The following is a 26,905-nucleotide window of genomic DNA, read 5'->3' as shown; positions in this document are numbered from 1 at the left end:
CTACGCCAACATCGGCGTACGCATCGAGCGCGTCATGACCGACAACGGCTCTGGCTACAAAAACGCCTTCCGCGCGGCCTGCGAGGAATTGGGCATCCGCCACATCCGCACGCGGCCCTATACGCCCAAGACCAACGGCAAGGCCGAGCGATTCGTACAGACCAGCCTGCGGGAGTGGGCCTATGCCAGACCCTACGAAAGCTCAGCCCAACGCACGGCTGCCCTGCAGCCCTTCATTGACGGCTACAACTGGTGCCGGCCACACTCCGCGCTCGGCCATCAGCCTCCCATCACACGCATTCCGGGTGTGAACAACCTCGTGAGACTCAACAGCTAGCGCCGCCCGGCGGGGGCCGGCGCGCGCACCAGCGTGCTCTTGCCGAACAGGCTCTCCACCAGATCCACCACGAGTTCGGCGGTCTGGTTGCGGATGTCGAGCGCGGGGTTCAGCTCCACGATGTCGAGCGAGGCCAGGCGCCCCGTGTCCGCGATCATCTCCATGCACAGCTGGGCCTCGCGGTAGTTCGGCCCGCCGCGCACCGTGGTGCCCGTGCCGGGCGCGATCTCCGGGTCGAGGAAGTCCACGTCGAAGCTCAGGTGCAGGTGCGCGCCATCGTCGCCCTCCAGCCCGGCGAGCGCGCGGCGCATCACCTCGCGCATGCCGAGTTCGTCGATCGCGCGCATGTCGTACACCTCCAGCCCGAGCTCGTGGATCATGCGCTTCTCGGCCGCATCCACGCTGCGCAGCCCGATCTGGCACATCTGCGCGCCACGCAGCGCCGGCCCGGGGCCGCCGAGCGCCGCGAGCGCGGGAGGACCCAGCCCGCAGAGGCTGGCCACCGGCACGCCGTGCACGTTGCCGCTGGGCGAGATCTCCGGCGTGTTGCTGTCGGAATGCGCGTCCAGCCACAGCACGCGCAGCCGCTTGCCGGTATCGCGGCAGTGGCGCGCCACGGCACTGACCGAGCCGATGGCGAGGTTGTGGTCGCCACCCAGCATCACCGGCAGATGACCGGCCTGCAGCTGGGCGAACACCGCATCGTGCGTGGAGCGGTTCCATGCCTCGCATTCGGCGAGGTTGCGCAGGCCCTCGGCCGTGCGCTCGCCGCGCGGGTTCGGCGGGCCGTGCAGATTGCCCAGGTCCTCGACCTCCAGTCCCAGCCGTTCGAGCGCCGGACCGAGCTGGGCCACGCGCAGCGCGTCCGGGCCCATGGCCGCGCCCAGACGGGCGGCGCCGACGTCGGTGGGAACGCCGATCAGCGTGACCGGGCGTGGAAAGGGGGCGTTGACCATGGTGGGCGTTTCTCCTGCTGCGGCCATTGTGCGGTGCGGACCGGCGCGATGGCGTCGGAGATCAGGCCGCCCCGTGCGCGAAGGTGGGAGCGCGCGGCGCCGACGCGGCTGCGCCGGGGGCGCCTTCGGGCAACCAGGGCCGCAACTGCGCGTACAGGTCCTTCGGATCGGCCAGGTCCGGCACCAGGGCGATGCGGTCCAGCAGCCCGGCCGCCTGGCCCAGCGCACGCATGGTGCGCAGGGCGGAGTAGTCCTCCAGCGCGAAGCCCACCGAATCGAACACCGTCACCTGCCCGGGCGACACGCGCCCCGGCGCCGTACCCGCCAGCACGCGCCAGAGCTCGGTGACGGGAAAGTCCGCCGGCATCTGCTGCAGGTCGCCCTCGATGCGGGTCTGCGGCTCGTATTCCACGAAAACCGCACCTGCCCGCAGCACCTCCGGCGCCAGCTCGGTCTTGCCCGGACAGTCGCCGCCCACGGCGTTCAGGTGCATCCCCGGCTCCAGCATGTCGGCCTGGACGATGGCGGCGCGGGCCTTGTCGGCGGTCGCCGTGGTCACGATGTCGGCGCCGCGCACCGCTTCGCGCGCGCTCGCGCACGGCACGCAGCGCAGCCCATCGTAGGGGCCGAGGTTGCGCACGAGCTTGCGCGTGGCCGCGGGATCGGTGTCGTACAGCCGCAGTTCGCGCACGCCCAGCAGTCCGAAGAACGCCAGCGCCTGGAACTCGGCCTGCGAGCCGTTGCCGATCAGCGCCATGCAGCGGCTGTCCTGCCGAGTCAGCCGCCGGGCCGCCACGGCCGAGGTGGCGGCCGTGCGCAGCGCGGTGGTCAGGGTGAGCTCGCCCAGGAACACCGGCAGGCCCGTGTCCACGTCCGCCAGGGCGCCGAAGGCCATCACCGTGGGCAGCCCGTCCTGCGTGTTGGCCGGGTGGCCGTTGACATACTTGAAGGCATAGCCGCCGCCGGGCCGGGTATCGGCCACGGGCATGAGCTCGATCACGCCGCGCGGCGAATGGGCGGCCGTGCGGGCGGTCTTGTCGAAGTCGTTCCACCGGGCGAAGTCGGCCTCGATGGCCTGGGCGATGGCGCGCAGGCAGGCGATGACGCCCGTGCTTCCCACCAGTTCGGCGGCACGCGGTGCGTCCAGGAATTCGGTGGATCCGGTGCGGCGCAGGGCTGGGCGAAAGGTATGGGTGCGGTCCATGGCATGCCTCTTCGGTGCTGGTGTACGAGGTTCCCACAGGCGTGCATCAATCCAAATCGCCAGGATTGACCGCAATTGCGCAGAAAGCTGGCGTTATGGCAGCATTCGTTGACACTATGGACAACATCGACCGGCAACTCATCGCCGCCCTGCGCCACAACGCCCGCGCCAGCGTGGCGACGCTGGCGACGCGCCTGGGCGTGTCGCGCGGCACGGTCACCAACCGCATCCGCAAGCTGGAGGACGCGGGAACGATCGTCGGCTACACCGTGCGGTTGCGGCCGGAGGGGGAAACCGGTGGCCTGCAGGCCTGGATGAGCATTTCCATCGAGGGCAACGACGCGCGCCGCGTCACCGCCTCGCTGCTGGGCGAGCCGAGCGTGCTGTCCCTGCACGCCACCAACGGCCAGTGGGATCTCCTGGCCGAACTGCAGGTCGCGTCCCTGGCCGAGCTGGCCCAGGCGCTGGAGCGCATCCGGCTCATCAAGGGCATCCGCAACACGGAAACGAGCATCCACCTGGAAACCCTGCGCGCGTCGCCCCAGCAGGGTCCGGGCGCGCGCCGGTAGGACATACCTGACGAGGCCCGCGCCGGCCCCGTCCCATAATCGGCTGACGGCCCCGCGCCGCAGCATCCGCAGGAAACTGCCAGGAAGGAAAGACCGCCCATGACCCCGCAAGCCCCCAAGCGTTTTTCGATGATCCGCGAGTTCCACCTGGCCGACTGGTTCACGCTGGGCAACGCCGTGTGCGGCGTGGGGGCGCTGTTCTCCTCCATGACCTTCATGGAGACGGGCGACGTGCGCCACGTGTACTTCGCCGCCGCGCTGGTGCTCGCGGCGCTGGTCTTCGACGTGCTCGACGGCCGCGTCGCGCGCTGGCGGCAGAAATCCTCCGCCATGGGCCGCGAGCTGGATTCGCTGGCCGACGTGATTTCGTTCGGCGTGGCCCCGGCCATCATCGCCTACGCCTGCGGCATGCAGGGCCTCTACGACCGCATCGTGCTGGCCTTCTTCGTGGCCTGCGGCGTCTCGCGCCTCGCGCGCTACAATGTCACGGCGGAAACGCTCTCCGAAGGCTCGGGCAAGGTGAAGTACTTCGAAGGCACGCCGATCCCCACGTCCATCGTGCTCGTGGGACTCATGGCACTGGCCGCATCGCTCGGCGCCGTGCGCGAGAACCTGTGGTTCGGCAAGCTGCTGGTGGGAGGCTTCACGCTGCATCCCTTCGTGCTGCTGTTCGCGGTGTCCGGCTCGCTCATGATCAGCCGGATCCGCATTCCGAAGTTCTGATTGCCGCACCAGAGCGGGAGGCTACGGCCGTCGGCATCGCATGTGGGCGTAGCAAGGCGGTCACGGGATCAACCCGATCTTCTTCCCATTCTGGACAGCGTTGTCCGGATCTTCGTTGCCCTGAATGTCTCAATGGACGCACTGTAGCGGCGCTCATCCCGTTCGACGGCGAACTCTCTGATGCGCTCGCCCAGGGTTTCTGATTTCCTGTCCCGTACGCTGGTGCTCACATCTTTCTCCTCCGAGCCGGGCTGGTCTTTATCCAGATCCTGAAGCACCGAACGAGACTGTGTATGCTTGTAGAAAAGAGGGGGGAGTAGTTTGGTGCCACTGAACCTTTTGATTCCGGCTGTTTCCAATAGTACGTCGGGGGAGGCACAAAAATCCTCCGGATTTTCCTGCTCGCCTTCCAGAGTGCCGCGACGGTGCAGATTGTTATGCCAGTTGTCGAAGAGCTCCGATTTCTGGAATGCCCCCAGTGCGAAGCCCATCCCGAACATCACGCAGTCGGCGGGAGACTTCTGGGCCCCTACCTCGATGAATGCCAGTTGAACATCCCCGGGAAGTGTGCTCTTCGCTTCGCCCATGAATGCCCAGTAATCCGGCATGTATGTATGCATGGCGGCAGGCTCCATCACGATAACGCTCGGCGCAGCCCCGTACCGAGTGCGGACATCCACTGCGACATGATGCTGCCCATTGGCTGACAGCCTGACCACGGCCCGCCAGCTTCCCTCGCTGGAGCGATCGGACAAGGCATGAAAAAGCGCCGAAGGAGTATTTGCATGCCACATCCTGAGTTCGGGAAAGCGGTTGTTGTAAACCTCTTGGATCGTGCTGAAGTTGGCAATATCCATTTGGAGAATATCCTCGCCGGGCTGGTGATTGCAAGCCAGTGCATAGGCTACGTGTTCTCCGTAGTTGGTGAACCTTGGATTGATGCCTTGGTTATTAGCTGTTGAAATTGCACTCTGTAGAAGACGTGTCTTTTCTTCCATCCGGGGTGGCATGCTTCCTGATGAACCGGAGGAGCGGGGGCGCAAAGGCGAACTGTTCCCGCTTTGTCGGGAGTTGCGTGTGGACTGTTCCTGTACCCCGGATGCGCCGGTTCGTGACGTATTCCTGTGAGGTCTGAAACTATTGATGATTTTTTTGAAAGGCATGAGAAATTCATGTGGGAGATTTTGTGTAATCCAGTGTGTATGGAATATCCTGGTTTGCAAACAATTCGGCGAACCATTGCACAATCCCCCGAAATTTCAAAGTGGCCACGAGCATTGGGCGAGGCAGAGGCGTGGATACGTCTCGGGACGCCCGGCTTTCAAGCCCACGGTACACTTCCCGACTTTGACGAAGGCCTGCGTCCACGTACGTCGTGCGCCACATTCCTGCTCCAAACCTTTCTTCCATGGCCGTTGACACGGTGGGCCAGGCCCGCACCAGCTTTGACCTCAAGAGCGCCCAACTGCCCGTGGTGGCCGTGGCGTTGCGGACCACCGACGCCGACGCGTTCGCTGCCGACCTGGCCGCGCGCCTCGGGGAGGACCCGGGCTTCTTCGACAACGATCCGGTGCTGATCGACCTCGTCGCCGTGCGCGAGGAGGCTGCGCCCATCGATTTTCCCGCCCTCGTGGCCCTGCTGCGTCAGCACCGCACCCAGCCCGTGGCCGTGCGCGGCGGCAGCCCCGCGCAGATGGAGGCCGCGCTCGCCGCCGGGCTCGTGGCCGCGCCGGAGGCGGCGCCCGCCCGCGCCGCCCAGCCGCCCGCCGCGTCCGAATCGCCTGCGCGGGAGGTGGTCCGCGAAGTCGTGCGGGAGGTCGAGGTGGTGCGCGAAGTGCCCGCTCCCGCGCCCGGCACCGTCGTGGTGGACAAGCCGCTGCGCTCGGGCCAGCAGGTCTATGCGCGCGGCTCCGACCTCGTGGTGATGGCCGTGGTGAGCTTCGGTGCCGAAGTCATCGCCGACGGCAACATCCACGTCTATGCGCCGCTGCGCGGCCGGGCCATCGCCGGTGCGCGCGGCGACACCTCCGCCCGTATCTTCAGCACCTGCCTGGAACCGCAGCTCGTCTCGGTGGCCGGCATCTACCGCACCACCGATACCGAACTGCCCGACAACGTGCGCGGCAAGCCCGCGCAGGTGCGGCTCGACGGCGAGAAGCTCATCATCGAGCCGCTCGCCTGACCCAGAACACCAGACCAACGCCCCAAGGAATTTGCAGAAATGGCCAAAATCGTCGTCGTGACCTCCGGCAAGGGAGGCGTGGGAAAGACCACCACCAGCGCCAGCTTCGCATCGGGCCTCGCGCTGCGCGGCCACAAGACCGCCGTGATCGACTTCGACGTCGGCCTGCGCAACCTCGACCTCATCATGGGTTGCGAGCGCCGCGTCGTGTACGACCTCATCAACGTGATCCAGGGCGAGGCCAACCTGAACCAGGCCCTCATCAAGGACAAGCAGTGCGAGAACCTGTTCGTGCTGGCCGCCAGCCAGACGCGCGACAAGGACGCGCTCACGCAGGAGGGCGTCGAGAAGGTGCTGAACGACCTCGCCGCGATGGACTTCGAATACATCGTCTGCGACTCGCCCGCCGGCATCGAGAGCGGCGCGCTCATGGCCATGCACTTCGCCGACGAAGCGCTGCTGGTGACCAACCCGGAGGTGTCCTCGGTGCGCGATTCCGACCGCATCCTGGGCATGCTGGGCAGCAAGACCCGCCGCGCCATCGAAGGCAAGGAGCCCGTGAAGGAGCACCTGCTCATCACGCGCTACAACCCCGGCCGCGTGCAGGACGGGCAGATGCTGAGCCTGGAGGACATCCAGGACATCCTGCGCATCGAACTCATCGGCGTCGTGCCCGAGTCCGAAAGCGTGCTGCAGGCGTCCAACCAGGGCACGCCCGCCGTTCACCTGCAGGGCACGGACGTGTCCGAGGCCTACAAGGACGTGGTGGCGCGCTTCCTGGGCGAGGACAAGCCCCTGCGCTTCATCGACGCGCAGAAGCCCGGCTTCTTCAAGCGCATTTTCGGCGGGAGGTAACGCATGGCATCCTTTCTCTCATTCCTGCTCGGCGAAAAGAAGAAGACCGCCAGTGTCGCCAAGGAGCGGCTGCAGATCATCCTCGCGCACGAGCGCAATGGCCGCAATGCCTCGGAGCCGGACTACCTGCCCGCGCTGCAGCGCGAACTCGTCGCCGTGATTTCCAAATACGTGAAGATCAGCCCCGAGGACCTGAAGGTGCAGCTGGAGCGCCAGGACAACCTCGAGGTGCTCGAAGTCAAGATCGAGCTGCCCGACACGGTGCGCTGAGCGGCCAGGCGCGGCCGGCGGCCGCGGGCGGCTCAGAGAGGATGTTCCGTATAGAAGCGTCCGCCGTGGTAGAGCAGCGGCGGCACGCCCGGGCGGTGCGCGCAGCGCTCCACCTCTCCGACGAAGATGACGTGGTCGCCTTCGTCGTAGCGGCTGCGATTGAAGCATTCGAACGTGGCCACTGCCCCCTCGATCAGCGGCGCGCCCGCCACGCCCAGCGTGTACGCCACGCCCGCGAAGCGGTCCACGCCGCGGCTGGCGAAACGCTCGGCCAGGGCCTTCTGGTCGGCGGCCAGCACGTTGATCGCATAGTGCGAACCGGCGGCCAGCGCGTTCATCGAACCGGCGGTGCGGCCCAGGCTCCAGAGCACCAGCGGCGGCGCGAGCGACACCGAATTGAATGAACTCGCCGTGAGGCCCACGAGGCCGCCGGCGGCATCCTGCGCGGTGACGATGGTCACGCCCGTGGCGAACATGCCGAGCGCGTCGCGGAACTCGCGGGGGGAAAAGCTCGGCGGACTGGCCAGCGCGGGCCGGGGCAGGGGACGTGTCACGGAAGGCGGAGGCGCGGCGCGCGCCGGGCGGAAGGAATGGGTCGGCTATTATGGTCCGGTGCCCGCGCCCCCGCCGCCGACCGGGGCCGAATCCCCACCGGGCGCGTTGTCGTCGTCCCACCTTCCATGGCCCTGCTTCCCACTTTCACCACACTTGGCGCCGGCCCCACCGTGCTCATGCTGCACGATGCCGACGGCGGCCACCTGACTTTCGCTCCCCAGGTCGAAACCCTCGCGGGCTCCGGCTACCGTGCCGTGGCCTGGGACATGCCGGGTTACGGCCGCAGCGCGCCCATCGAGCCCTACAGCTTCAAGGGGCTGGCGCAGAGCTGCATCGCCCTGCTCGATGCCCTGCAGTGCACGCAGGGCACGACCCTCGTCGGCCACGGCCTGGGCGCCATGGTGGCGGTCGAGGTCGCCTTGCGGGCGCCCCGCCGCGTGGGCCGGCTCGTGCTGTGCGCTGGCGGCCCGGCCCTGGACGGCGAAGGCCTGGACACCTGGGTGGCGCCCCGCGTCGCCGCGCTGGAGGACGACCAGGCCATGGAGCGCGTGGCCGAACTGCTGGTGCCGCGCCAGACCGGTACCGGGGCGTTGCCCGAAGGCGCGCGCCTGGCCGGCCATGCGATGGGCCAGGTCCACCGTTCCGCCTTCCGCCGCGCGCTGGAATTGCTGCCGGCGTTCGCGCGCGATGCCGCGGACCTCGCACACCTCTCCATGCCCACCCTGCTCGTGAGCGGCGCCCAGGACCGCTGCATGCCGCCCGAGGCCCTGCAGGCCCTGGCCCACGTGCTGCCCGACGCGCGGCACCTGAGCCTGCCGAACGTGGGGCACTGGCCGCAGCTGGAGGATCCGGACGGTTTCGATGGCGCGCTGCTGGACTTCCTCGGCTCCTCCGCTCCGCGGACCATCCACTGATGGCGGCGCGCACGAACGGCACTTCCGGAGTGCCGGCCATCCCGCGCCGTCCGGGGTTCCTTTCCCCATGGCTGACGCCCCCGGCGGCCGCGCTGGCGCTGGCGCTGCTCGGCGTTTCCGTGTGGGATTCCCGCGCCTTCCAGGCCGGCGGACAGGCAGGCGCAGGCACGGCCTCCGATGCGGTGGTCGCCATCGGCCGGGGGCACCTGGGCACGGGGGAGGGCGGAGCGGGATACCACTCGGTGGTCGTGCTCGGCGCGCCCGCCGAACGTTCCGGGGACGCCGCGGCCTTCCCGGCGGCGCCCCGGGCGTCCAGCGGAGCCCAGCCCCGGACAGGCCCCGCATCCGCTCCGGGCCGCAGCGACGGCGCCGCGGCGTCCGCGTCGGGCGCCATGGCCACCCGTGCCCTGGCGCCCGCCCAGGTGCCCGTCCCCTTGCCTCCACCCGGCGCGGCGCAATCGGTGGCCGCCTGCAAGCTGCTGCTGCCGCGCCTGCCCACGGTGGACCGGCCGCTCTGCGAGTCCACGCGCCTGTCCGAAAGCGGGGCGCACTCCCGCAAGGGGCTGCCGATCTACTGGAGGGATGTCACTCCGGCACCGGCGGCAGGCGGTGCCGCGGGGCCGGAGCCCCTGCGCGTGCTGGTGCTCGGTGCCATTCACGGCGACGAGCCCACCTCCGCGTCGCTGGCCATGCGCTGGATCGGTTTCGCGGCCCAGCCGCAGCCGGCGTTGCGGCAGCCCGTGCACTGGCGCTTCATTCCGGCGCTCAACCCCGACGGCATGCTGGCCCGTCCGGCGACGCGCGTGAATGCACGGGGCGTGGACCTGAACCGCAACTTCCCCACGCCGAACTGGGAACGCGATGCCCCGGTGTACTGGGAAAAGCGCACCCGCCGCGATCCGCGCCGCTGGCCGGGGCCCAAGCCTTTGTCCGAGCCCGAGTCGCGCTTCCTGCACGAGCAGATGGAAGGCTTCCGGCCCGACCTGGTGGTGAGCATCCACGCTCCCTACGGAGTGCTCGACTACGACGGCCCGCTGCCGCCGCCCAGCCGCCTGGGCCGCCTGCGGCTCGACCAGCTCGGCATCTTCCCGGGCTCGCTCGGCCACTACGGCAGCGTGCGCCAGGGCATGCCCGTCGTCACCATCGAGCTGCAGCACGAACTGCGCATGCCCGAAGACAGCCAGGTGCGCCAGATGTGGGTGGACCTGCTGCGGTGGATGGATACCCACCTGGCCGCCACCGATACGCCGGCCGCCGGCACCCCTGCGCGGTAGATTCTCAGGAAAGGGGCGCCGCCAGGAAGCTCGCGGCCTCCCGCACGGCCGCCGCTTCCGCCTGCACCGCGCCCGGCGGCCCGCCCTTGCCCCAGAGCGCGCCCCGGTAGCGCATGCCCAGGAACTGGGCGCACAGCTGCACCGAATCGATCATCGGCTGTGCCTTGGCGCGGTCGCCGCTGGTCGTGACCAGGCTGAGCGCCTTGCCGGCCATGCGCTCCTTGAACTCCAGGCCCGGCACGCGCATCCAGGCGCTCCAGTGGTCCAGGTAGGTCTTGAGCGTCGAAGGAATGCTGAACCAGTAAACGGGCGACACGAAAACGATCTCGGACGCCGCGAGCGTGGCATCCAGCAGCGTGCGCAGATCGCCTTCGGGCGCGGGGTAGGTGCCCGTGGTGTGGCGCAGGTCCACGAACGGCGGCAGGTCGAGGCGGGCGAGGTGCAGCCAGGTCTGGGCCGTGCCTGCGGGCAGCGTGGCCGCGGCCTGCCGGGCCAGCCATTCGGTGTTGCCGATGTGGCCCGGCTCGCGGGTGGAGGCGTTCAGGAAAAGAAGGTGGGGGGAGGAGGACGGCATGCGCGCGATGGTAGCCTCGCGCGCCGCCGGCCGTGTCGCCCGGGTCAGGCGGTGACGGGCGTGCCGCTCGCCTGGCGGCCCTGCGTGCCGAAACCCAGGAAGCCGAAGTCCATCGCGGGCCGTTCGCCGCTCAACAGCTCGGCCATCGCCTTGCCCGAACCTGCGCCGTGCGTCCAGCCCAGCGTGCCATGCCCCGCGTTCACCCAGAGCTTGCCCACGCGGGTGCGGCCGATGAAGGGGATGTTGGTCGGCGTGGCGGGGCGCAGCCCGGTCCAGTACTGCGGATCGCCGCCTTCCTCGGGCGTGCGCGTGTCGCACACGCCGGGCAGGATCTCGGCGATGCGGCGCGAGAGCATGTGGCAGCGCGCGCGGGCCACCGGGCTGTCCAGGGAGAGGTCGAAGCCTCCCAGCTCGATCGTGCCGGCCACGCGCAGGAAATTGCCCAGGCGGCTCATCGCGATCTTCTTGCCGTCGTCGATGGTGGAGACCATCGGCGCGCCCTCGGGTTTGAGCAGCGGGAACGTGGCGCTGTAGCCCTTGCCGGGGTAGATGGGCAGATCCACGCCCACCGTGCGCAGCAGCGGCGCCGTGTAGGAGCCGCAGGCCACCACGAACGCGTCGGCTCGCAGTTCCTGCGTGGCCGAGCCGGGCTCGCGGGAGCGCACCGTCACGGCGTCGATGGCATCGCCCGTGCGCTGCAGCCGCAGCACGTCGTGCCCGAAGAGGAACTGCGCACCCCGCTCGGCGCAGCGGCGTGCCAGCGCCTGGGTGAACACCCGGGCGTCGCCGCTTTCGTCGGTGCTGGTGTAGGTGCCGCCGGTGATGCGGTCGCCATAGGCGCGGAACACCGGCTCGATCTGCAGCAGCTCGTCGCGGCTCACGAGCCGGCGCTGCACGCCGTACTGGCGCATCAGGTCCACGGCCTTGCCGGCCGCGTCGAAGGATTTCTGGTCGGTGTAGAAATGCGCGATGCCGCGCTCGAGCCGGTGGTATTCGATGCCGGTGGAGCGCACCATGTCTTTCAGCGCGGCGTGGCTGTACGCGCCCAGGGCCACGATCTGCTGCACGTTGCGGGCGAAGGCGGCGTCGTTGCACTGCGCGAGGAACTTCAGGCTCCAGCGCCACTGGTCCCAGTCCAGCTGGGGACGGAACAGCAGCGGGGCCTCCTTGTCGAACATCCACTTGAGCGCCTTCCAGGGCGCTTCGCGGTTCGCCCAGGGCTCGCAATAGCTCACCGAGATCTGCGCCGCATTGGCGTAGCTGGTCTCCAGCGACGCATCGGGCTGGCGATCGACGACGATGACGTCATGGCCGCGCTCGAGCAGGTGCCACGCGGTGCTGATGCCGATGATGCCGGCTCCGAGGACGATGGTTTTCATGGCTCCGCAGTGTGCTGCGGTGTCCGTTTTTTTTGAAGAGGAATTAAACTTCCTCCAAATTCATCAGTTCATCTAATGAGCCGGCCCCCATGAGCACCTTCGATCCCGCCGCCCTGGAATGCCTGGCCGCCATCGTGGAAGAGGGGGGCTTCGAACGCGCGGCGCAGCGCCTGAACGTCACCCAGTCGGCCGTCTCGCAGCGCCTGCGGGCGCTGGAGGCGCAGGTGGGCTCCGTGCTGATCGTGCGCAGCCGGCCCCTCAAGCCCACCAGCGCGGGCCAGCTGCTGCTCAAGCACACCAAGCAGTTGCGCCTGCTGCGCGCCGACCTGGAGCGCGACCTGCAGGAGCTCGCGCCCAGCGCACCCGGTGGCGCCCGCGAGGACGAGCGCATCGCCATCGCCATCAATGCCGACAGCATCGCCACCTGGGCGCTGGATGCGCTGCACGACCTGGCCCGCCAGCGCCTGCCCATCGAAATCATCGTGGACGACCAGGACTTCACCCAGGAATGGCTGCGCTCGGGCCAGGTGCTGGGCTGCGTGACGACGCTCAGGCAGGCGCTGAGGGGCTGCAAGGTCGTGCCGCTGGGCGCCATGCGCTACGTGGCCGTGGCCTCCCCGGGCCTGGCGGCGCACCACCTGCCCCAGGGCCTGACGCCGCACAACTTCCGCGATGTGCCCTTCCTGTCGTTCAACCGCAAGGACGACATGCAGTCGGAATTCATCATGCGTGCGTTCGGCCTCAAGCGCGTGGCGTTGCACCACCTTTTCGTGCCCAGTTCCGAAGGACAGGTGCGCGCGGCGATTGCCGGCTGGGGGGCCGGCGTGGTCCCCGAACTGCTCGCGCGTCCCGCCCTGGCCAGCGGCGCGCTGGTGGATCTCGCGCCCGGCCACGCCCTCCCGATCCAGCTCTACTGGCATTGCTGGAATCTGGAGTCCGAGGTGCTGGACTCCCTCACCGAGGCGCTGACGGCCACTGCGGCCCGCACGCTCGCCGCCGCCCCGTGACCACCAGCTCGACCGTGAGCGACGGCGTTCTGGGCGCAGGCCCTAAGATGGCTGCATGAATACGCCTTCCCCGCTACCCCGCCGCTCCTTCAGGGCACAGATGCACGAGGCCCGCGCCCAGGCCATCGTCGCCGCAGCAGGCCGGTTGCTGGGCGAAAAGGGCTTCGAGGCCATGACGCTCGACGAAGTCGCCGCCGAGGTGGGCGTGGCCAAGGCCAGCCTCTACAAGCATTTCGCCGGCAAGGAAGACCTCTGCGCCACGGCCATGGCGCGCGCCGTCGAGCGCCTGCGCGAGTTCCTCGAAGGGCTGCCCCAAGGCCTTCCGCCGCTCGATTGCCTCGAGCGGCTGCTGCGCTGGCTGCTGTCGCTGCAGCTCACCGACGAGCTGCCCCTGCTGCTCAGCCGCAACTCGGGCCTGCAGCGGCCACTCAAGGAATGCGCGGCCTACCAGAGCGCCCTGCAATGCGTGAGCGCGCGCGTCATGGAGTGGATCACCGCCGCGCAGGGCGAAGGCCTGCTGAGCCGGATGCTGCCGGCCGAGGTGATTCTCTACTCCATCTATGCCCGCAGTGCCGACCCGCTGCTGTCCATGCTGCGCGACCAGGGCGGCCACACCGATGAGCAGATCGTGGACTGGGCGGTGCAGACCTGCTTCGATGGCTTGAAGTCCAGGTAGGCATTCGTTCCCACGGATCGATGGTCACCCCGTGGGTTGGAAGTCCGCCGCGTTGCGCGTGACCACCGCCATGGTCAGGAGCCCCTCCTGCCGGTCCGTAGCCTCGTCCCTCAGCGCACCAGCAGCACCGGCACCCGGCTGCTGGCCAGCACCTGGGTGCTGACCGAACCCATGACGAGCTGGCCCAGGGCGCCGTGGCCGTGGGAACCCATGACCAGCAGGTCGAACTTGCCCGCATCGGCGGCCTTGGCGATGGTTTCGCCCACGGGGCCGGTCTTCACGAGGCGCTTGGCGGTGATGCCGTGGCGGGCCAGGAACTTGGCCACCGGACCGATGACCTTCTCGGCCTCGTCGGCGTAGTACTTCTCGACCACGTCCTTGCCCAGCGCGGCGCGGGCCCGGGGCGGCAGGGGCGACTGCACGGTGATCGCGGTCACGTCGTGCGTGCCGCCGGCGAGCAGTTCGTCGTGCGTGGCGAGGTAGGCCAGCATCTTCTTGGTATAGGCGCTGCCATCGACGGCAAGGAGGATCTTCATGGTGGAAAGGCTTTCACGAAAGGATGAAGGAAGACTAAAGCGCGCCTGTGCCTGTTGTCTTGACCTGGGTCATCTTTGTGCTGCCGTGCGCGTGCGGGCCGGGGCGGGGCCCCGTGGCGCCATCATACGGTCACGGTGAAATGCGGCCGGAAGGTCTCCTGCTCGCCCTTGCCGGCATAGCCCAGCGGATTCGCGACCACGCGGCAGGCCCAGGCGCTGCCGTCCGGGCGCGTGCCCTGCGCGGTGTAGTCGCTGGGGGCGTGCAGGTGGCCGTGCATCCAGACCCGTGCCAGAGGGAGCAGGTCGTCCAGCGCGTTGCAGAAGCCCGCCGTGCCGGGCACCAGCCCATAGCGGGGGTCGGCACTGCGCAGGCTGGGGGCGAAGTGGGTGACCGCTACCGTGGGTCCGTCGAACGGTGCCTGCAGGGCGCCGCGCAGCCAGTCCTGGCAGCGCAGGGCTTCCTCGCGCATCGTCTCGGCCAGGAACGGCTCGCCGTCGCGCGTGCCGCCGGTCTTGCGCAGGTAGAAATTGGCGGCGCGGAAGGCCTTTTCACGGTGGCGCAGCAGCCGGGCCATGTCGACGCCGCCGTCGCTCTTGCCCAGGGCCAGCGCGTCGAAGTCGCTCCACAGCGTGGTGCCCACGAAGCGCACGCCCTGCAGCACCACCGTCTCGCGATCGAGCCATTGCAGGCCCAGCCGGTCGCATGTGGCGCGCAGGCGGTCCCGCGCCGCGTCGAAGTCGTGCAGGTCGTATTCATGGTTGCCCGGCACGAACAGCACCGGCACCGGCCATCCCGCATGCTGCGGCAGCGGGGAAAAGCGCGCCAGGCCGAAGTCGTCGTCCGCGAGCCGGGAGCCGGTCTGGTAGGAGCCGATGTCCCCGGCCAGGACGAGCAGGTCGGCCTCCGGCGCGGGGCTGGGCTGGAATGCGGGATGGGCCTCCAGGTGCAGGTCGGACAGCAGTTGGATCTTCATGCCTCCGGATTCTCCGGTGCGGGCGCTGCCGCGGTTGCCGGAGGACGCGCCGCCGTGTGCTGGGCCGATCGCGCCATGGCACCCCGCAGCCAGACGTGGGCGGCGTCGTGGCGCTTGCGGCGGTGCCAGAGCGCATCGACGTGCACGGTGGGCAGCGGCATGGGCAGCGGGCGCCAGACGAGCTCCCCGCCGAGGCTGGCCACGCCCACGAAGTGGCGCGGCAGCACGGTGAGCAGGTCGGTGGTCGCCACCACCCGGCCGGCGGTGAAGAACTGGTTCACCGTGAGCACGATGCGCCGCTCGCGGCCGAGCGCGGTCAGGGCCTCGTCGATGAAGCCGTAGGGCTTGCCGGAAAAGCTCACCAGCAGGTGGCGCGCCGCGCAGTATTGGTCCAGCGTGAGCGGCTCGCGGGCCAGGGGATGGTCCTGGCGCATCACGCAGACATACTCGCCGTCGTAGAGCCGCAGGCTGTCATAGGCGATCACGCTGTCGGTCTGCGCCCGCGCGGTGAGGTCGGCCATCACGGCGGGAAAGTAGCCCACCGCCATGTCGGTGGATTCGTCGTCCAGCAGGCTGCGCGGGTCGCGCGTGGTGAGCGGCACCACGCGCAGCGACACGCCGGGCGCCTCGCGCTCCACGATCTCCACCAGCGGGGGGATGAGCGTGGCGCCGGTGGCATCGGCCAGCGCGAGCACGAAGGTGGAATTGGCCGAGGCCGGATCGAAAGCCCCTGGCGCCAGCGACTGCTGCAGTTGGGCCAGCGCCTGCCGTACCGGGGGCCAGAGGGCCAGGGCCCGGGGCGTGGGCTCCACGCCCTGCCCGCTGCGCACCACGAGATCGTCGCCCACCACCTCGCGCAGGCGTCGCAGGGCGTTGCTCACCGCGGGCTGCGTGAGCGCGAGCTTGGCGGCGGCGCGGGTGAGGTTGCGCTCGGCCATGACCTCGTCGAAGACGCGCAGGAGATTCAGGTCGAGCGAGCGGAAATTGATGGGCTGCATGCCTGAATCATCATGGCTGTGAATGTCTGGGATTCAAAATATAAAGTGGAACAGCTATGGGGTAAACCCTAAGATACCTGCATTCGCCCGGCAACTTCGCCACAAGCGTTTGAAAGGGTCTGCATCATGACGAACTTTGTACACATCGAATACCGTACCGAACATCCCGGCGTGGCACGTGCCGAACAGGCCGCCGCCACCCTGAAGAGCGCCTTCGAAGGCGCACGCGGCGCCTCCTCGCTGCTCCTGGCCGCCGTCGTGGCTGCCGTGCTGGTGGTGGCCAACCAGTTCATCGACACATGGGGCGAAGGCCACACCCTCGCTGCATGGATGGTGCTCTGGCTGATCGCCTTCGCCGCCCTGGCCCTGCTGGCCGGCCCCGTCCGCCGCGCTGCCGCCATGCTGCGCGCCGGCTTCCATGCCTGGAAGGAGGCCCGCCGCCGTGAAGCCGAAGACGAAAAGACCTGGAACGCCGCCCTGCACGATGCCCGCATCATGGCCGATCTGAGCCGCGCCATGAACGGTATCGCCGTGGACAACATCCGCCGCTACTACTGATCCGGACCGGGCCTGGCGCCCGGCCAGATCGCCGGGGTCTTGCCCTGGCACCTTCTTCGAGGGCACCGCGAGGTGCCCTTTTTTCGTGGGCGAACGAAAGATCCGAGGCGCGTCGCTGCCGCAACCGGGCCAGCCGTATGGCGCAGCCAGCAAAAAGCCCCGGCCACGGGCGTGGCGCGGGGCTTTCGCTGGGCTGGCGGACAATTGTCCGCACGTGGCGGGCGAGCCGGGGCCGCGAGGAAATCAGGCCGCCAGGCGCTTTTCCAGCGCTGCCTTGGTCTTGAGCATCTGCTCCGGGAGATGGTAGGCGAGTTGGTCGAAATGCGCCGTGTGCAGCTTCAGCTCTTCGGCCCAGGCGGCCTTGTCGATGCGGGTCACGGTGTCGAACTGCTCGCTCGAGAAGTCCAGGCCCGTCCAGTTGATCTCGCCGTATTGCGGCGCCACGCCGAAGGCGGTTTCCTGGCCGGTGGCGCGGCCTTCGATGCGGTCGATCATCCACTTGAGCACGCGCATGTTCTCGCCGTAGCCGGGCCAGACGAACTTGCCTTCGGCATCCTTGCGGAACCAGTTGGTCGTGTAGATGCGCGGCAGAGTGGCGCCCGAGGCGGAGAGCTTCTCGCCCAGGTTGAGCCAGTGCTGGAAGTAGTCGCTCATGTTGTAGCCCATGAAGGGCAGCATGGCGAACGGGTCGCGGCGCACCACGCCCTGCGCGCCGAAGGCGGCGGCGGTGGTTTCGGAGCCCATGGTGGCGGCCATGTACACGCCCTCGGTCCAGTCGCGCGCCTCGGTCACCAGCGGCACGGTGGTGGAGCGGCGGCCGCCGAAGATGAAGGCGTCGATCTTCACGCCCTTGGGATCGTCCCAGGCTTGGTCCAGCGCGGGGTTGTTGGTGGCGGCCACGGTGAAGCGGGCGTTGGGGTGGGCGGCCTTGGCGCCGGTTTCCTTGGCGATCTGGGGCGTCCAGTCCTTGCCCTGCCAGTCGATCAGGTGGTCCGGCAGCTTGCCGGTGTCCTTTTCCATGCCTTCCCACCACACGTCGCCGTCGTCGGTCAGCGCGACGTTCGTGAAGATCACGTCACGGTCGAGGCTGGCCATGCAGTTGGGGTTGGTGTGGTAGTTGGTGCCCGGGGCCACGCCGAAGTAGCCGGCTTCGGGGTTGATGGCGCGCAGGCTGCCGTCGGCCTGGGGCTTGATCCAGGCGATGTCGTCGCCGATCGTGGTGACCTTCCAGCCTTCGAAGGCCTTCGGGGGCACCAGCATGGAGAAGTTGGTCTTGCCGCAGGCGCTGGGGAATGCAGCGGCCACGTGGTACTTCTTGCCTTCGGGGCTGGAAACGCCCAGGATCAGCATGTGCTCGGCCAGCCAGCCCTGGTCACGGCCCATGGTGGAGGCGATGCGCAGCGCGAAGCACTTCTTGCCCAGCAGCGCGTTGCCGCCGTAGCCGGAGCCGTACGACCAGATCTCGCGCGTCTCGGGGTAATGCACGATGTACTTGGTCTTGTTGCAGGGCCAGGACACGTCCTGCTGGCCGGGCTGCAGGGGCGCGCCCACGGTGTGCACGCAGGGCACGAAGTCGCCTTCCACGCCCAGCACGTCGTACACGGCACGGCCCATGCGGGTCATGATCTTCATGTTGACGGCCACGTAGGGGCTGTCGGAGAGTTCGATGCCGATGTGGGCGATGGGCGAGCCCAGCGGGCCCATGCTGAAGGGCACGACGTACATCGTGCGGCCGGCCATGCAGCCGTCGAACAGCGGCTGCAGCGTGGCGCGCATCTCGGCCGGGGCCATCCAGTTGTTGGTCGGGCCGGCGTCTTCCTTCTTCTCGCAGCAGATGTAGGTGCGGTCTTCCACGCGGGCCACGTCCGACGGGTCGGACCAGGCCAGGTAGCTGCCGGGGCGCTTGGCGGGATTGAGCTTCTTGAAGGTGCCGGCATCCACCAGTTGCTGGCAGAGGCGGTCGTACTCTTCCTGCGAGCCGTCGCACCAATGGATCCTGGCGGGCTTGCAGAGGGCGGCCATGTCGGCCACCCAGGCCAGCAGGCGGGCGTTCTTGACGTATGCGGGGGCCTGGAGGTCGAGACCTTGCATGGTGGGTGCGTTCATCGCGGGCTTCCTGAAGTTGAAAAACGGTTTTTCAAAGGAAGCGGACGGGATGCGGCAAGGCCGCGCTGGATCCTGAGCGCTGTCTTTGAGAAAACGTCTTGCGGCTCAGTCGGCGGGCGGGTGGACGGCACCGGGCAGGCGGTTCGCCAGGGGGCGATTGCGTCATCCGCAGGTCGGCTGGGATGACGATTTTATGAATCCACCCCCTTCCTGTCTGTCAGATAGGGGGGAAACCCATGCAAAAGACGCATGAGGTTATGTATGGTTCATGCGGTGTGCTGTGCGGTCCAGCGCTCGTGTCCGGCGCGACGCAGGGCGCAGGCCGGGCATTCGCCGCAGCCGTGTCCCCAGGCGTGCAGGGCGCCGCGCACGCCGTGGTAGCAGGTGTGCGTGTCTTCCACGATGAGCTGCACCAGCTCGTCGCCCCCGAGCTGCCGGGCCATTTCCCAGGTTTCGGCCTTGTCGATCCACATGAGCGGCGTCTCGATGGTGAAGCGCTGGCCCATGCCGAGGGAGAGGGCCACCTGCAGCGCCTTGAGCGTGTCGTCGCGGCAGTCGGGGTAGCCGGAGAAGTCGGTCTCGCACATGCCGCCCACGAGGGTGTGCAGCCCGCGCCGGTAGCCCACGGCGGCGGCCAGCTGGAAGAACAGCAGGTTGCGGCCCGGCACGAAGGTGTTGGGCAGGCCGGCTTCCGTCATCTGGATGGCGGTGTCGCGGGTGAGCGCCGTGTCGCTGATCTGGCCGAGCACGGCCAGGTCGACCATGTGGTCGTCGCCCAGGCGCGCGCTCCAGGCGGGGAAACGGCCGCGCAGCGCCGCCAGCACGGCGGTACGCGCCTCCAGTTCCACATGGTGGCGCTGTCCGTAGTCGAAGCCGATGGTTTCCACCCGTTCGAAACGCTCGAGCGCCCAGGCGAGGCAGGTGGTGGAGTCCTGGCCACCGGAGAAGAGGACGAGGGCGTGGCCGGCTCGCATGGGATGGGTCCTTGGAAAAGAAGAAAGCGGGAGCGAAAAGAAAAAGCCCCGCATGCGCGGGGCCGGCTGGCAGGTGGGGGATGGCTTTCAGGCCATGTACACCGCGATGAAGGCCAGCAGCAGCATCAGCACGCCCCCGGCCACGGGCAGCACGATGGGCATGAAGGGCACCACGGCCTCCACGCCGTCGGGTGCGTGCTGCTCGCCGGCGTGCGGTGTGGTGGTGGTGTCGTGGGCCATGGCATTCTCCTCGGGACGGGGTTGCGGATGGAATGGCCCATTCTAGCCACAGCCCCGCGGCGCCCGGGCCGCGGTTTCCTCGGTAATAACCTCAGTATCCGTGCCGGGCGGCGTGTGGCCGGTCAGGAGAGCCGGCGGTCCGCCGGGGCGGGCGGCACCCACTGGTAGAGCCACGTCTCGGTGAGCGGCGCGCCGTTCTCGCCGCGCAGGAACATGCGGATGGTGATGGGCGCGGTGCTGTCGTCCTCGGGCTTGATGTCGAACATGGCGCGCCAGCCCTGGATGGCGTCCTGCGGCCGCGCGGAGGTGATCTCGATCTTGCCGCGGCTGGCGGTGATCACCGGCTCGACCTTGGCGCCGCGGCCCAGCGCCACGAGGTTCTCCCCGGCGAAATCGACCGCGAAGCGCCAGGAGAAGTACTTGCGCGGCTGGCCGACCACGCCGCCCAGGCCCGTCCAGGTGGCCACGCAGCGCGCCAGCGGGGACTGGGCCGGCGGGTGGGCGCCCCAGAACAGGCGGTAGCCGATCAGCAGTTCCTCGCCGGCCTGCGGCTTGCGGTCGGGGTTCCAGAAGGCGACGATGTTGTCGAAGGTTTCGTCGATGGTGGGGATCTCCACCAGCTGGATGGAGCCCGCGCCCCAGTCGGACTTCGGCTCCACCCAGAGCGAGGGCCGGCGCTCGTAGAAGACGCCGTCGTCCTGGTAGTGGTCGAAATTGCGGTCGCGCTGCACGAGGCCGAAGCCGCGCGGGCCCTGGTCGGCGAAGGCGTTGAACTGCAGCGCCGGCGGGTTGGTGAGCGGCCGCCAGACCCATTCGCCGTTGCCGCGCCACATCTGCAGGCCGTCGGAGTCATGGATCTCGGGGCGCCAGTCGTTGGCCATGCGGCGATCGTTCTCGCCGTGCTGGAACATGCTGGTGCAGGGCGCGATACCCAGGCGCTCGATGGCCTTGCGCGGATACAGGGCGGCATCGATCTCCATCACCTGCGTGTCGCCCGGCGTGATCGCGAAGCGGTAGGCGCCGGCGATGCTGGGCGAATCCAGCAGGGCCAGCACGACGACGGTATTGGAGCCGGGCGCGGGGCGCTCCAGGTAGAAGGCGGTGAAGTCCGGGAATTCCTCCGGGCGCTGCATGCCGGTATCGATGGCCAGGCCCCGGGCGGAGAGGCCGTACTGCCATTCCCCGCCCACCGCGCGGAAGTAGCTGGCGCCGAGGAAGGCGGCCACGTCGCGCACCGGGTCGGTGTGGAAGTTGAGGCGGAAGCCCGCGAAGCCCAGATCCGGCGGCAGGTCGCCGGGCTTCAGGCCGCTCTTGCCGTAGTTGAACATCTCGGGGTCGTAGGCCAGTTCCTGGGCCTTGCCGTCCGCGAGCTCGAACATGCGCACCGGCTTCTTGAAGAACAGGCCCAGGTGGAAGAACTTGGCCTGGAAGCGCAGCTTCTCGTCGGCCCATAGGGCGTGGTCGCCGCGGAACTGGATGGACTGGTACTGGTCCCAGTCGAGCTTGGACACCGAGGGGGGGATGGTGTCCTTCGGCGGCTCGTAGGCCTTGGCAGCCAGGGCGCGGGCCTGGCCCTTGAGCGCCGCGAAATCGAAGGCCTGGGGCTGGCCCAGGGGCTTGAGGGCCGCGAAGGCCTGGGTCCAGTTCAGGCCCAGGCCGCCTGCGGTGGCCAGCGCGGCGCCGTGGCCGAGGGTGCGGAGGAAATGGCGTCGTTGGGGTTTCTGCATGGGGCTGCAGTGTGCCGAAAACGACGCGGCGGTGATGCAACGCCGTGTGACTCTGTGGGCATTGGCCGCAAAAGCCGCTCCAGTCCTACAGCGCGGAAGGCCACCGGATCACAGGAGTTCGGCTTCCATGGACGCTTGGCGGAGGCAGGCCAGTACCTGCTGCACATGCTCGCGGCCCCGCGTCTGCAGCACGAGTTCGATCTCCACGTTCTGGGCGGCCAGCATGGTGAAGGCGCGCTGGTGGTGGACTTCCTCGATGTTGGCGCCCGCTTCGGCCACCGTGGCCGTGATGCGCGCGAGCACGCCCGGGATGTCGCGCGCACTCACCTTGACGCGCGCCAGGCGCCCGGAGCGCACCATGCCGCGCTCGATGATGGCCGCCAGCAGCAAGGGGTCGATGTTGCCGCCGCACAGCACCAGGCCCACCCGCTTGCCGCGGAAGCGCTCCGGGTGCCGAAGCAGCGCTGCCAGGCCGGCGGCGCCGGCGCCCTCGACGAGGGTCTTCTCGATTTCCAGCAGCATGAGCACGGCCTGCTCGATGTCGCCCTCGTCCACGAGCAGCAGGTCGTCCACGAGCCGCGCGATCACCTCGCGGGTCACCTGGCCGGGCGTGCCCACGGCGATGCCCTCGGCGATGGTGGAGGTGCCCTGCGGGTGCTGCGTGCCCTTGACCGCGTTGACCATGGCCGGGAAGCGCGAGGTCTGCACGCCGATGATCTCGATGCCCGGTTTCAGGGCCTTGGCCGCGGTGGCGATGCCCGCGATCAGGCCGCCTCCGCCCACGGCGATGGCCAGGCAGTCCAGGTCCGGCACCGCCTGCAGCATCTCCAGGCCGACGGTGCCCTGGCCTGCGGCGACGGCCTCGTCGTCGTAGGGATGCACGAAAGTGAGCCCCCGCTCCTCGGCCAGGGCATAGGCATGCGCGCGAGCCTCCTCCAGCGTGTCGCCGTGCAGCACGACCTCGGCGCCGAAGCCGCGCGTGCGCTCCACCTTCACGCCGGGCGTGAAGCGCGGCATCACGATCACGGCGGCCAGGCCCAGGCGCTGCGCGTGGTAGGCCACGCCCTGGGCATGGTTGCCGGCGCTCATGGCGATCACGCCGCGCCGCTGCTCCTCGGGCGAAAGCTGGCTCAGCTTGTTGCAGGCACCACGCTCCTTGAAGGAGGCGGTGAACTGCAGGTTCTCGAACTTGAGGAACACCTGCGCGCCCACGATCTGCGAGAGCGTGCGCGATTCGACGCAGGGGGTGTCGAGCACCTGGCCCTGGAGGCGGGCGGCGGCGGCCTGGATGTCGGGGAGGGTCAGCATGTGCGCCATTGTGGCGCGTGCGGTCCGCTGCGCGTCACGCGCCGTTCATCCCGATGGCATTCCTGTCGCTTCCCCGCGGTCCTTCGTTTCCTAGCGCCCGCGGCGCTGGCGCGTCTTCGCGGGGCCCGGAGCCGGCGCCGTGCTGGAAGACCCCGTCGCTGCCGCGGCGGCGGGCGCCTGTTCGCGGGCGGCGATCGCCTCCTGGAACGCCTTGAGCCGCTGTATGCACTCCAGCGATACCTTGAGCATTTTCCTGACCAGATGCGCGTTGCCGTCATCGCGCAGCTGCCGCAGGGCGAACTGGTTCTGCGCGGAGAGGTCGCCTTGGAGGAACTGGATGAGCTCCGTGCAGGCGCTCAGGTCCGACGCCGTGCGCAGCGGCAGGTCGGGGCCCAGGAACCTGGCGAGCCAGTCCGCAGCCAGCATGGCCTGGACGATGGTGCTTTCGAATTTGCCGCGCCATATCAGCATGCCGAAGGCGCCGGCCATGTTGGCCTTTTCACCTTGCGCGATGTCCGCGTAGCCCGGAAGCCGGCTTTCCGCTTCCAGCCGCTGCTCCATGTGCTCGAGGCTGTCCTGGATTTTCTGGGTCGCGCGTTCATAGCGGTCTGCGATCGTCATCAGGCCGTCCCGGACGTCGCGGTGCCGGATGGCCGCCCGGGCGTGGACCCCGATCGCGATCGACCGGCATTCCAGGAGATGGCCCAGTCCATCGAGGCTCCGCTGCATCAGCGTCACCAGCCGTTCGCTCTGGCGGAGGTTCGCGCCGTCGATCATGGCCGCTCGGCGGGCGCTGCGGGATGACAGCCGCATGCTCGACTCCAGGTAGTCGCCCAGGGCGTTGGCCGCGTCCTGCTGGTAGGTCAGCGCTTTTCTGGCGAACTGCCGCGCCACCCGCGGCTGCTGGTCCGCCGGCGCCTGGGCGATGGCCTGCGAGGCTTCGTGGAAGAGCGGCAGCAGGCCGGAGGTGACCCGCGCGGCGTAGGCCGTCTCGCTGAGGCTGTTGCGGGAGGCCTGGTAGTCCTGCGCCATCTCCGGCAGGGTGCCCGGCGGCACCGGCAGCAGGCTCGCGCGCAGTTCAGCGGCGCGCTGCGCGATGGCGGCCGTGCACCTGGCCATCTCCAGGTCTTCGGATGGCACCACCGGTGGGGGAGATGCCTGTGTCGATGTCGCGATCGATCCATCGGCAGTGAAATGCAGCGGCAGGTCGAAGGCCAGTTCATGGATGGTCAGCATCCGGTCGCTGAGTTGGGAGGTCGCGGCGTTGAGGTCTGCCTCGCTGGCCTTGCAGAGGAAGTCGATGGCCTTCATGCCATGAAGCAACGCAAAGCTGATGGCATCCGTCCGGAGACCGTCGCACCAGCGCGCCCAATGCTGCAATGGGACCTTGAAGTCGGAATGCGCGGCTTCACGGGCCTGCCGGGCCGCTGTGTCCAGAACGTCGGCACGTGCCATGGCTTGCGCGGAGGTGTCCAGCGGCATGCGCAGGGCGTCGCTGGTCGTGGACAGGGGGGCGAATGCCCTGGCGATAGAGGCGATGCGTGCACGCTCCGGCAGCTCTTGCCCATCGATGCCATGGAGCGTCCGGTGGAATTCCCCGGCTGCGGCCAGCGCCTTGCCGGCCAGCGATCTGGCGCCGGAGGGCAATGACCGTTCCTCGGTATCGGCGGACAGCAGCGGGGCTGCGGCCCGCCAGATCTCCTTGAAGGATTGCTGCAGTGCCGAAATGGCGTTTTCCAGCGCGGCGGCACGCGCGGTGTCGAGACGTGCGCGCAGCGCGCCGACGGCCTCGCCGGATTCCTGGCGCTGCGCCACGGTCCATCCGGCGAGGTGCTCCTCGAGCGTGGACTGCGCCTGTTGCGCTGCCTGCAGTCCCTGGTGCAGTGCGGCGACGACGTCGCCAGGCCGTTGCCATGGCATCGGCGGCCGGTTCCGCCCGTCGTCCACACCTTCGGCAGGCCGGGGTGGCTGCTCCAGCGCTGCCTCCATTGCGGCCTGCAATGCGCCTTCCCGCTGGGCGCGGGCCTGGTCGGCCACCTGCGCTTCCATCTCCGCGGCGCCGCGCAGCGCGCCCTCGCAGGCCGTGCCGCAGAGGTCTGCCAACCGGTGCATGTCCGGGGCCAGTTCTTCCCAGGCCGCCGCCCGGGCCTGCCGTTCGGCGGCCTGCAGGCGTGCCGCGTGGTCTCTGGCCTCCGCCGCCGTGCGGGGCACGTGCGCCATGGCCTCGCATGCCTGGGCGATGGCGGTGCATACGGGGGCCATGCGCGCATGCAGTCCCGAGCGCTCCAGTGCTTCCCGGGCGTGCCGTGCTGCCTCGGCCGCGCCGGCCAGCGCGTGCCGCGCCGCGGACGGGTCGCTGCCGGGCATTTCCTGCGATGCGTGGATGCCTTGCCGGGCCAGATGGGCGAGCGATTGCACAAGCGCTTCCCGGCCCTGCTCCGATGCGTTCGCCTGGGCGGCGGCAAGGCGCGCCTGCACGCTGTCGATGGCATCGCGCGAGGCTTCGCGCTGCGCGGGGCTCCACGACGCGGAGTGGGCCTGGAGTGTGCGTCTGGCGTTCTCCACGCGCTGCAGGACGAGGTTCCATTCGCCGAACGCCTCCAGCGCGTGCAGCCAGGGCGCCTGCGGCGGTGCGCCTTGCCCTGCCTTTCGCCGTGTTGCAGCGCCGTCCGGCGGAGGCTGCAGCCCGGCCAGCAAGGGGGCCATGGTTTTGTGCAGTGCCGCGTTCCGCCGCAGGGTGGCGCGGCCTTCCCGGGCCTCGGGGTGTGTCAGGGCGCCTGCCTTCACGGCGGCCGCGGGGCTGGAGATTTCGGATGGATGCGACCGGGCCAGCAAGGCGCGCGCGGCGTCTTCCAGCGCGGCGCAGGAGTGCGCGTATGTTGCGAGCCATGCTTCTTCGATGGCTTCGGCCTGACGGGCATCGCTGCCCGGAGGCGGCATGCGGGAGGGCACGCCGGGCAATTTGCCATCAGGACCGATCGCGTCCAGAAGGCCCGCCATTCGGGGACTGATATCCGCCAGCTCCCGGTGGAGCGCGGCGTCGATGTCCGCGACGGCGGCTGGCAGCTCTGCCGGCAGTTCGTTCATCCGCAGGCTGCAGGCCTCGCGCAGGCGGGCCGCGGCCTCGTCGTGGATACGGCATTTGCCCGCCGCCCCCGCGTAGGGAAACTGCCGCAGCAGGAGCAGCGCTTCCAGGGTCTTTTCCTGGGCGCGCAGCCGGCGGGCCACGGTCTGCGACTGCCACAGCAGTTGGTCGAGCAGATCCGGGCCTGCCTGGGGCAGCAGCAGTTCGCGCGCGCACAGTGCGGCCTGTTGGTGTTCCGCCGCGGCCTCCCAGGCGTTCGCGGCTGCCTCGATGTGCCGCAAGGCCTGCTTCACTTCCATGAAGCCATCGGTCCGATGCCTGTACGTGGGCCGCAGGGCTTGGGACACCTCCTCCCCGCCGGGCAGCGTGCACTGGGACGCCTGCCAGCCCATTTCCGTGGCCCGGGCCACCATGGCATTCAGGGCCTCGGGCGTGCGCGTGTTGGCCAGCGCCTGGGTGATGTCCGCCATCCGTGCCTGGCGCGCGGCCCGGATCGCGCCGTCGTCCACGACGACATCGAAGCTGGCCTCGGAATCCGTGTCCGAGTCCTGTTCCATATCGGCTTGCTCCGCGCTGGCCGATCTGTCGGCCCGCTGCAGCAGCATCGCCTGCAGCCGTTCATGGGCGGTGGAGGCGGAAGGCGACGGGGGGCGCGGCGCCATCGGGCTGTCCGGCGCATGGGGTGAAGCGCGGGAGGCCAGGTCTCCTTGCGGCAGGCGGGGCGAGGGCGGGCGAGCAACCGCGCCGCCTGGTGGTCCCTGCGTTTCGGAGGTACCGGAAACATCCGGCTGTGCTGGAGAAGAGGAGGTTCGTGCGGAAATGGAATGCATGGAGCGCTGGGTGGACGCCTGGCGGTGCGGCCAACGGCTGGCTTGTCATCCATGGTGGGACCGTGCCGGCCATTCGGCGACCTGAGCCGCGAAG

Annotated in this window: 26 protein-coding genes; 11 read left to right on the top strand and 15 right to left on the bottom strand. The window is 69.1% G+C overall.

The window, feature by feature from the left end:
- Nucleotides 1-337: integrase core domain-containing protein (locus BLR99_RS09940; protein ID WP_139160154.1), on the top strand; the 337-nt coding region annotated here is incomplete at its 5' end.
- On the opposite strand, the gene rocF is transcribed toward BLR99_RS09940, so the two are convergent.
- A complete protein-coding gene (gene rocF, locus BLR99_RS09935; protein WP_046059960.1) occupies nucleotides 334-1,293 on the bottom strand; it encodes an arginase in 960 nt (319 codons plus the stop codon). The two genes, BLR99_RS09940 and rocF, sit on opposite strands and share 4 nt — an antisense overlap.
- Nucleotides 1,294-1,354: 61 nt before the next feature.
- Nucleotides 1,355-2,497, bottom strand: a complete 1,143-nt coding sequence (gene ocd, locus BLR99_RS09930; protein ID WP_046059867.1) for an ornithine cyclodeaminase — start codon at nucleotides 2,495-2,497, stop codon at nucleotides 1,355-1,357.
- A 116-nt stretch (nucleotides 2,498-2,613) separates the two neighbouring features.
- Here ocd and BLR99_RS09925 point away from each other — a divergent pair, with 116 nt between their 5' ends.
- Together BLR99_RS09925 and pssA are read left to right on the top strand one after the other, a co-directional pair.
- On the top strand, nucleotides 2,614-3,066 hold the full coding sequence (locus BLR99_RS09925; protein ID WP_017438023.1) for an Lrp/AsnC family transcriptional regulator: 453 nt from the start codon (nucleotides 2,614-2,616) through the stop codon (nucleotides 3,064-3,066).
- A 99-nt stretch (nucleotides 3,067-3,165) separates the two neighbouring features.
- Nucleotides 3,166-3,789 carry a CDP-diacylglycerol--serine O-phosphatidyltransferase gene (pssA, locus tag BLR99_RS09920; RefSeq protein WP_011793313.1) on the top strand — a complete coding sequence of 208 codons (624 nt, stop codon included), beginning with the start codon at nucleotides 3,166-3,168 and terminating at the stop codon, nucleotides 3,787-3,789.
- Nucleotides 3,790-3,857: 68 nt separating this feature from the next.
- On the opposite strand, the gene BLR99_RS09915 is transcribed toward pssA, so the two are convergent.
- The gene (locus tag BLR99_RS09915; RefSeq protein WP_082081962.1) at nucleotides 3,858-4,787 is read right to left on the bottom strand and encodes a YopJ family acetyltransferase; all 930 of its coding nucleotides are present in this window, start codon (nucleotides 4,785-4,787) and stop codon (nucleotides 3,858-3,860) included.
- A 410-nt stretch (nucleotides 4,788-5,197) separates the two neighbouring features.
- Between BLR99_RS09915 and minC the strand changes: the two genes are divergently transcribed.
- The 3 genes from minC to minE are packed head-to-tail and all read left to right on the top strand — an operon-like array spanning nucleotide 5,198 to nucleotide 7,096.
- Nucleotides 5,198-5,971, top strand: coding sequence for a septum site-determining protein MinC (gene minC, locus BLR99_RS09910; protein WP_046059869.1), 774 nt, complete (start codon nucleotides 5,198-5,200; stop codon nucleotides 5,969-5,971).
- Nucleotides 5,972-6,010: 39 nt separating this feature from the next.
- Entirely contained in the window at nucleotides 6,011-6,826 is an 816-nt protein-coding gene (gene minD, locus BLR99_RS09905; RefSeq protein WP_011793315.1) for a septum site-determining protein MinD, read from the top strand.
- A gap of 3 nt (nucleotides 6,827-6,829) precedes the next feature.
- The gene (minE, locus tag BLR99_RS09900) at nucleotides 6,830-7,096 is read left to right on the top strand and encodes a cell division topological specificity factor MinE (RefSeq protein ID WP_011793316.1); all 267 of its coding nucleotides are present in this window, start codon (nucleotides 6,830-6,832) and stop codon (nucleotides 7,094-7,096) included.
- Nucleotides 7,097-7,128: 32 nt separating this feature from the next.
- On the opposite strand, the gene BLR99_RS09895 is transcribed toward minE, so the two are convergent.
- Complete coding sequence (locus BLR99_RS09895) at nucleotides 7,129-7,650, bottom strand: flavin reductase family protein (RefSeq protein WP_011793317.1); 522 nt, start codon at nucleotides 7,648-7,650, stop codon at nucleotides 7,129-7,131.
- A gap of 126 nt (nucleotides 7,651-7,776) precedes the next feature.
- Here BLR99_RS09895 and BLR99_RS09890 point away from each other — a divergent pair, with 126 nt between their 5' ends.
- Both BLR99_RS09890 and BLR99_RS09885 read left to right on the top strand, forming a co-directional pair.
- On the top strand, nucleotides 7,777-8,565 hold the full coding sequence (locus BLR99_RS09890) for an alpha/beta fold hydrolase (RefSeq protein ID WP_011793318.1): 789 nt from the start codon (nucleotides 7,777-7,779) through the stop codon (nucleotides 8,563-8,565).
- Entirely contained in the window at nucleotides 8,565-9,839 is a 1,275-nt protein-coding gene (locus BLR99_RS09885; protein ID WP_046059870.1) for a M14 family zinc carboxypeptidase, read from the top strand. The genes BLR99_RS09890 and BLR99_RS09885 overlap by 1 nt, the downstream gene beginning before the upstream one ends.
- A 4-nt stretch (nucleotides 9,840-9,843) precedes the next feature.
- Here BLR99_RS09885 and BLR99_RS09880 read toward each other — a convergent pair whose 3' ends face one another.
- Both BLR99_RS09880 and BLR99_RS09875 read right to left on the bottom strand, forming a co-directional pair.
- Nucleotides 9,844-10,413: a flavodoxin family protein gene (locus BLR99_RS09880; RefSeq protein WP_011793320.1), complete on the bottom strand. Its 570-nt coding sequence runs from the start codon at nucleotides 10,411-10,413 to the stop codon at nucleotides 9,844-9,846.
- Between the two features lie 44 nt (nucleotides 10,414-10,457).
- Nucleotides 10,458-11,792 (bottom strand): D-amino acid dehydrogenase, encoded by a 1,335-nt coding sequence (locus BLR99_RS09875; RefSeq protein ID WP_074687122.1) that lies wholly within the window; start codon nucleotides 11,790-11,792, stop codon nucleotides 10,458-10,460.
- Between the two features lie 89 nt (nucleotides 11,793-11,881).
- On the opposite strand from BLR99_RS09875, the gene BLR99_RS09870 reads away from it, so the two are divergent.
- Together BLR99_RS09870 and BLR99_RS09865 are read left to right on the top strand one after the other, a co-directional pair.
- Entirely contained in the window at nucleotides 11,882-12,799 is a 918-nt protein-coding gene (locus BLR99_RS09870) for a LysR family transcriptional regulator ArgP (protein WP_011793322.1), read from the top strand.
- 100 nt (nucleotides 12,800-12,899) lie between these two features.
- Nucleotides 12,900-13,475 (top strand): TetR/AcrR family transcriptional regulator, encoded by a 576-nt coding sequence (locus tag BLR99_RS09865; RefSeq protein ID WP_011793323.1) that lies wholly within the window; start codon nucleotides 12,900-12,902, stop codon nucleotides 13,473-13,475.
- 110 nt (nucleotides 13,476-13,585) lie between these two features.
- Here BLR99_RS09865 and BLR99_RS09860 read toward each other — a convergent pair whose 3' ends face one another.
- The 3 genes from BLR99_RS09860 to BLR99_RS09850 form a co-directional block, all read right to left on the bottom strand.
- Nucleotides 13,586-14,011 carry a universal stress protein gene (locus tag BLR99_RS09860; protein WP_011793324.1) on the bottom strand — a complete coding sequence of 142 codons (426 nt, stop codon included), beginning with the start codon at nucleotides 14,009-14,011 and terminating at the stop codon, nucleotides 13,586-13,588.
- Between the two features lie 122 nt (nucleotides 14,012-14,133).
- Nucleotides 14,134-14,985 carry a metallophosphoesterase gene (locus BLR99_RS09855; protein WP_011793325.1) on the bottom strand — a complete coding sequence of 284 codons (852 nt, stop codon included), beginning with the start codon at nucleotides 14,983-14,985 and terminating at the stop codon, nucleotides 14,134-14,136.
- Nucleotides 14,982-15,983 carry a LysR family transcriptional regulator gene (locus BLR99_RS09850; protein WP_011793326.1) on the bottom strand — a complete coding sequence of 334 codons (1,002 nt, stop codon included), beginning with the start codon at nucleotides 15,981-15,983 and terminating at the stop codon, nucleotides 14,982-14,984. The genes BLR99_RS09855 and BLR99_RS09850 overlap by 4 nt, the downstream gene beginning before the upstream one ends.
- 126 nt (nucleotides 15,984-16,109) lie before the next feature.
- Here BLR99_RS09850 and BLR99_RS09845 point away from each other — a divergent pair, with 126 nt between their 5' ends.
- Entirely contained in the window at nucleotides 16,110-16,541 is a 432-nt protein-coding gene (locus tag BLR99_RS09845) for a hypothetical protein (RefSeq protein ID WP_011793327.1), read from the top strand.
- A 243-nt stretch (nucleotides 16,542-16,784) separates the two neighbouring features.
- Here BLR99_RS09845 and BLR99_RS09840 read toward each other — a convergent pair whose 3' ends face one another.
- The 6 genes from BLR99_RS09840 to BLR99_RS09820 all read right to left on the bottom strand — a co-directional run bounded on the left by BLR99_RS09840 (nucleotide 16,785) and on the right by BLR99_RS09820 (nucleotide 26,643).
- Nucleotides 16,785-18,647: a phosphoenolpyruvate carboxykinase (GTP) gene (locus BLR99_RS09840; protein WP_011793328.1), complete on the bottom strand. Its 1,863-nt coding sequence runs from the start codon at nucleotides 18,645-18,647 to the stop codon at nucleotides 16,785-16,787.
- 266 nt (nucleotides 18,648-18,913) lie between these two features.
- The gene (queC, locus tag BLR99_RS09835) at nucleotides 18,914-19,621 is read right to left on the bottom strand and encodes a 7-cyano-7-deazaguanine synthase QueC (protein WP_011793329.1); all 708 of its coding nucleotides are present in this window, start codon (nucleotides 19,619-19,621) and stop codon (nucleotides 18,914-18,916) included.
- Between the two features lie 87 nt (nucleotides 19,622-19,708).
- A complete protein-coding gene (locus BLR99_RS23095; protein ID WP_011793330.1) occupies nucleotides 19,709-19,861 on the bottom strand; it encodes a hypothetical protein in 153 nt (50 codons plus the stop codon).
- Nucleotides 19,862-19,983: 122 nt separating this feature from the next.
- Complete coding sequence (locus BLR99_RS09830) at nucleotides 19,984-21,588, bottom strand: OpgD/OpgG family glucan biosynthesis protein (RefSeq protein WP_011793331.1); 1,605 nt, start codon at nucleotides 21,586-21,588, stop codon at nucleotides 19,984-19,986.
- 108 nt (nucleotides 21,589-21,696) lie between these two features.
- Complete coding sequence (locus BLR99_RS09825; RefSeq protein WP_011793332.1) at nucleotides 21,697-22,905, bottom strand: threonine ammonia-lyase; 1,209 nt, start codon at nucleotides 22,903-22,905, stop codon at nucleotides 21,697-21,699.
- 81 nt (nucleotides 22,906-22,986) lie between these two features.
- The gene (locus BLR99_RS09820) at nucleotides 22,987-26,643 is read right to left on the bottom strand and encodes a hypothetical protein (protein ID WP_228193915.1); all 3,657 of its coding nucleotides are present in this window, start codon (nucleotides 26,641-26,643) and stop codon (nucleotides 22,987-22,989) included.
- Nucleotides 26,644-26,905 lie beyond the last annotated feature (262 nt).

The sequence above is a fragment of the Paracidovorax citrulli genome, from assembly GCF_900100305.1.
In the GTDB taxonomy this organism is placed as follows: Bacteria; Pseudomonadota; Gammaproteobacteria; order Burkholderiales; family Burkholderiaceae_C; genus Paracidovorax; species Paracidovorax citrulli.
Note: the sequence above shows the minus strand (reverse complement) of the source record. Positions and strands in the feature narration are given on the sequence as shown.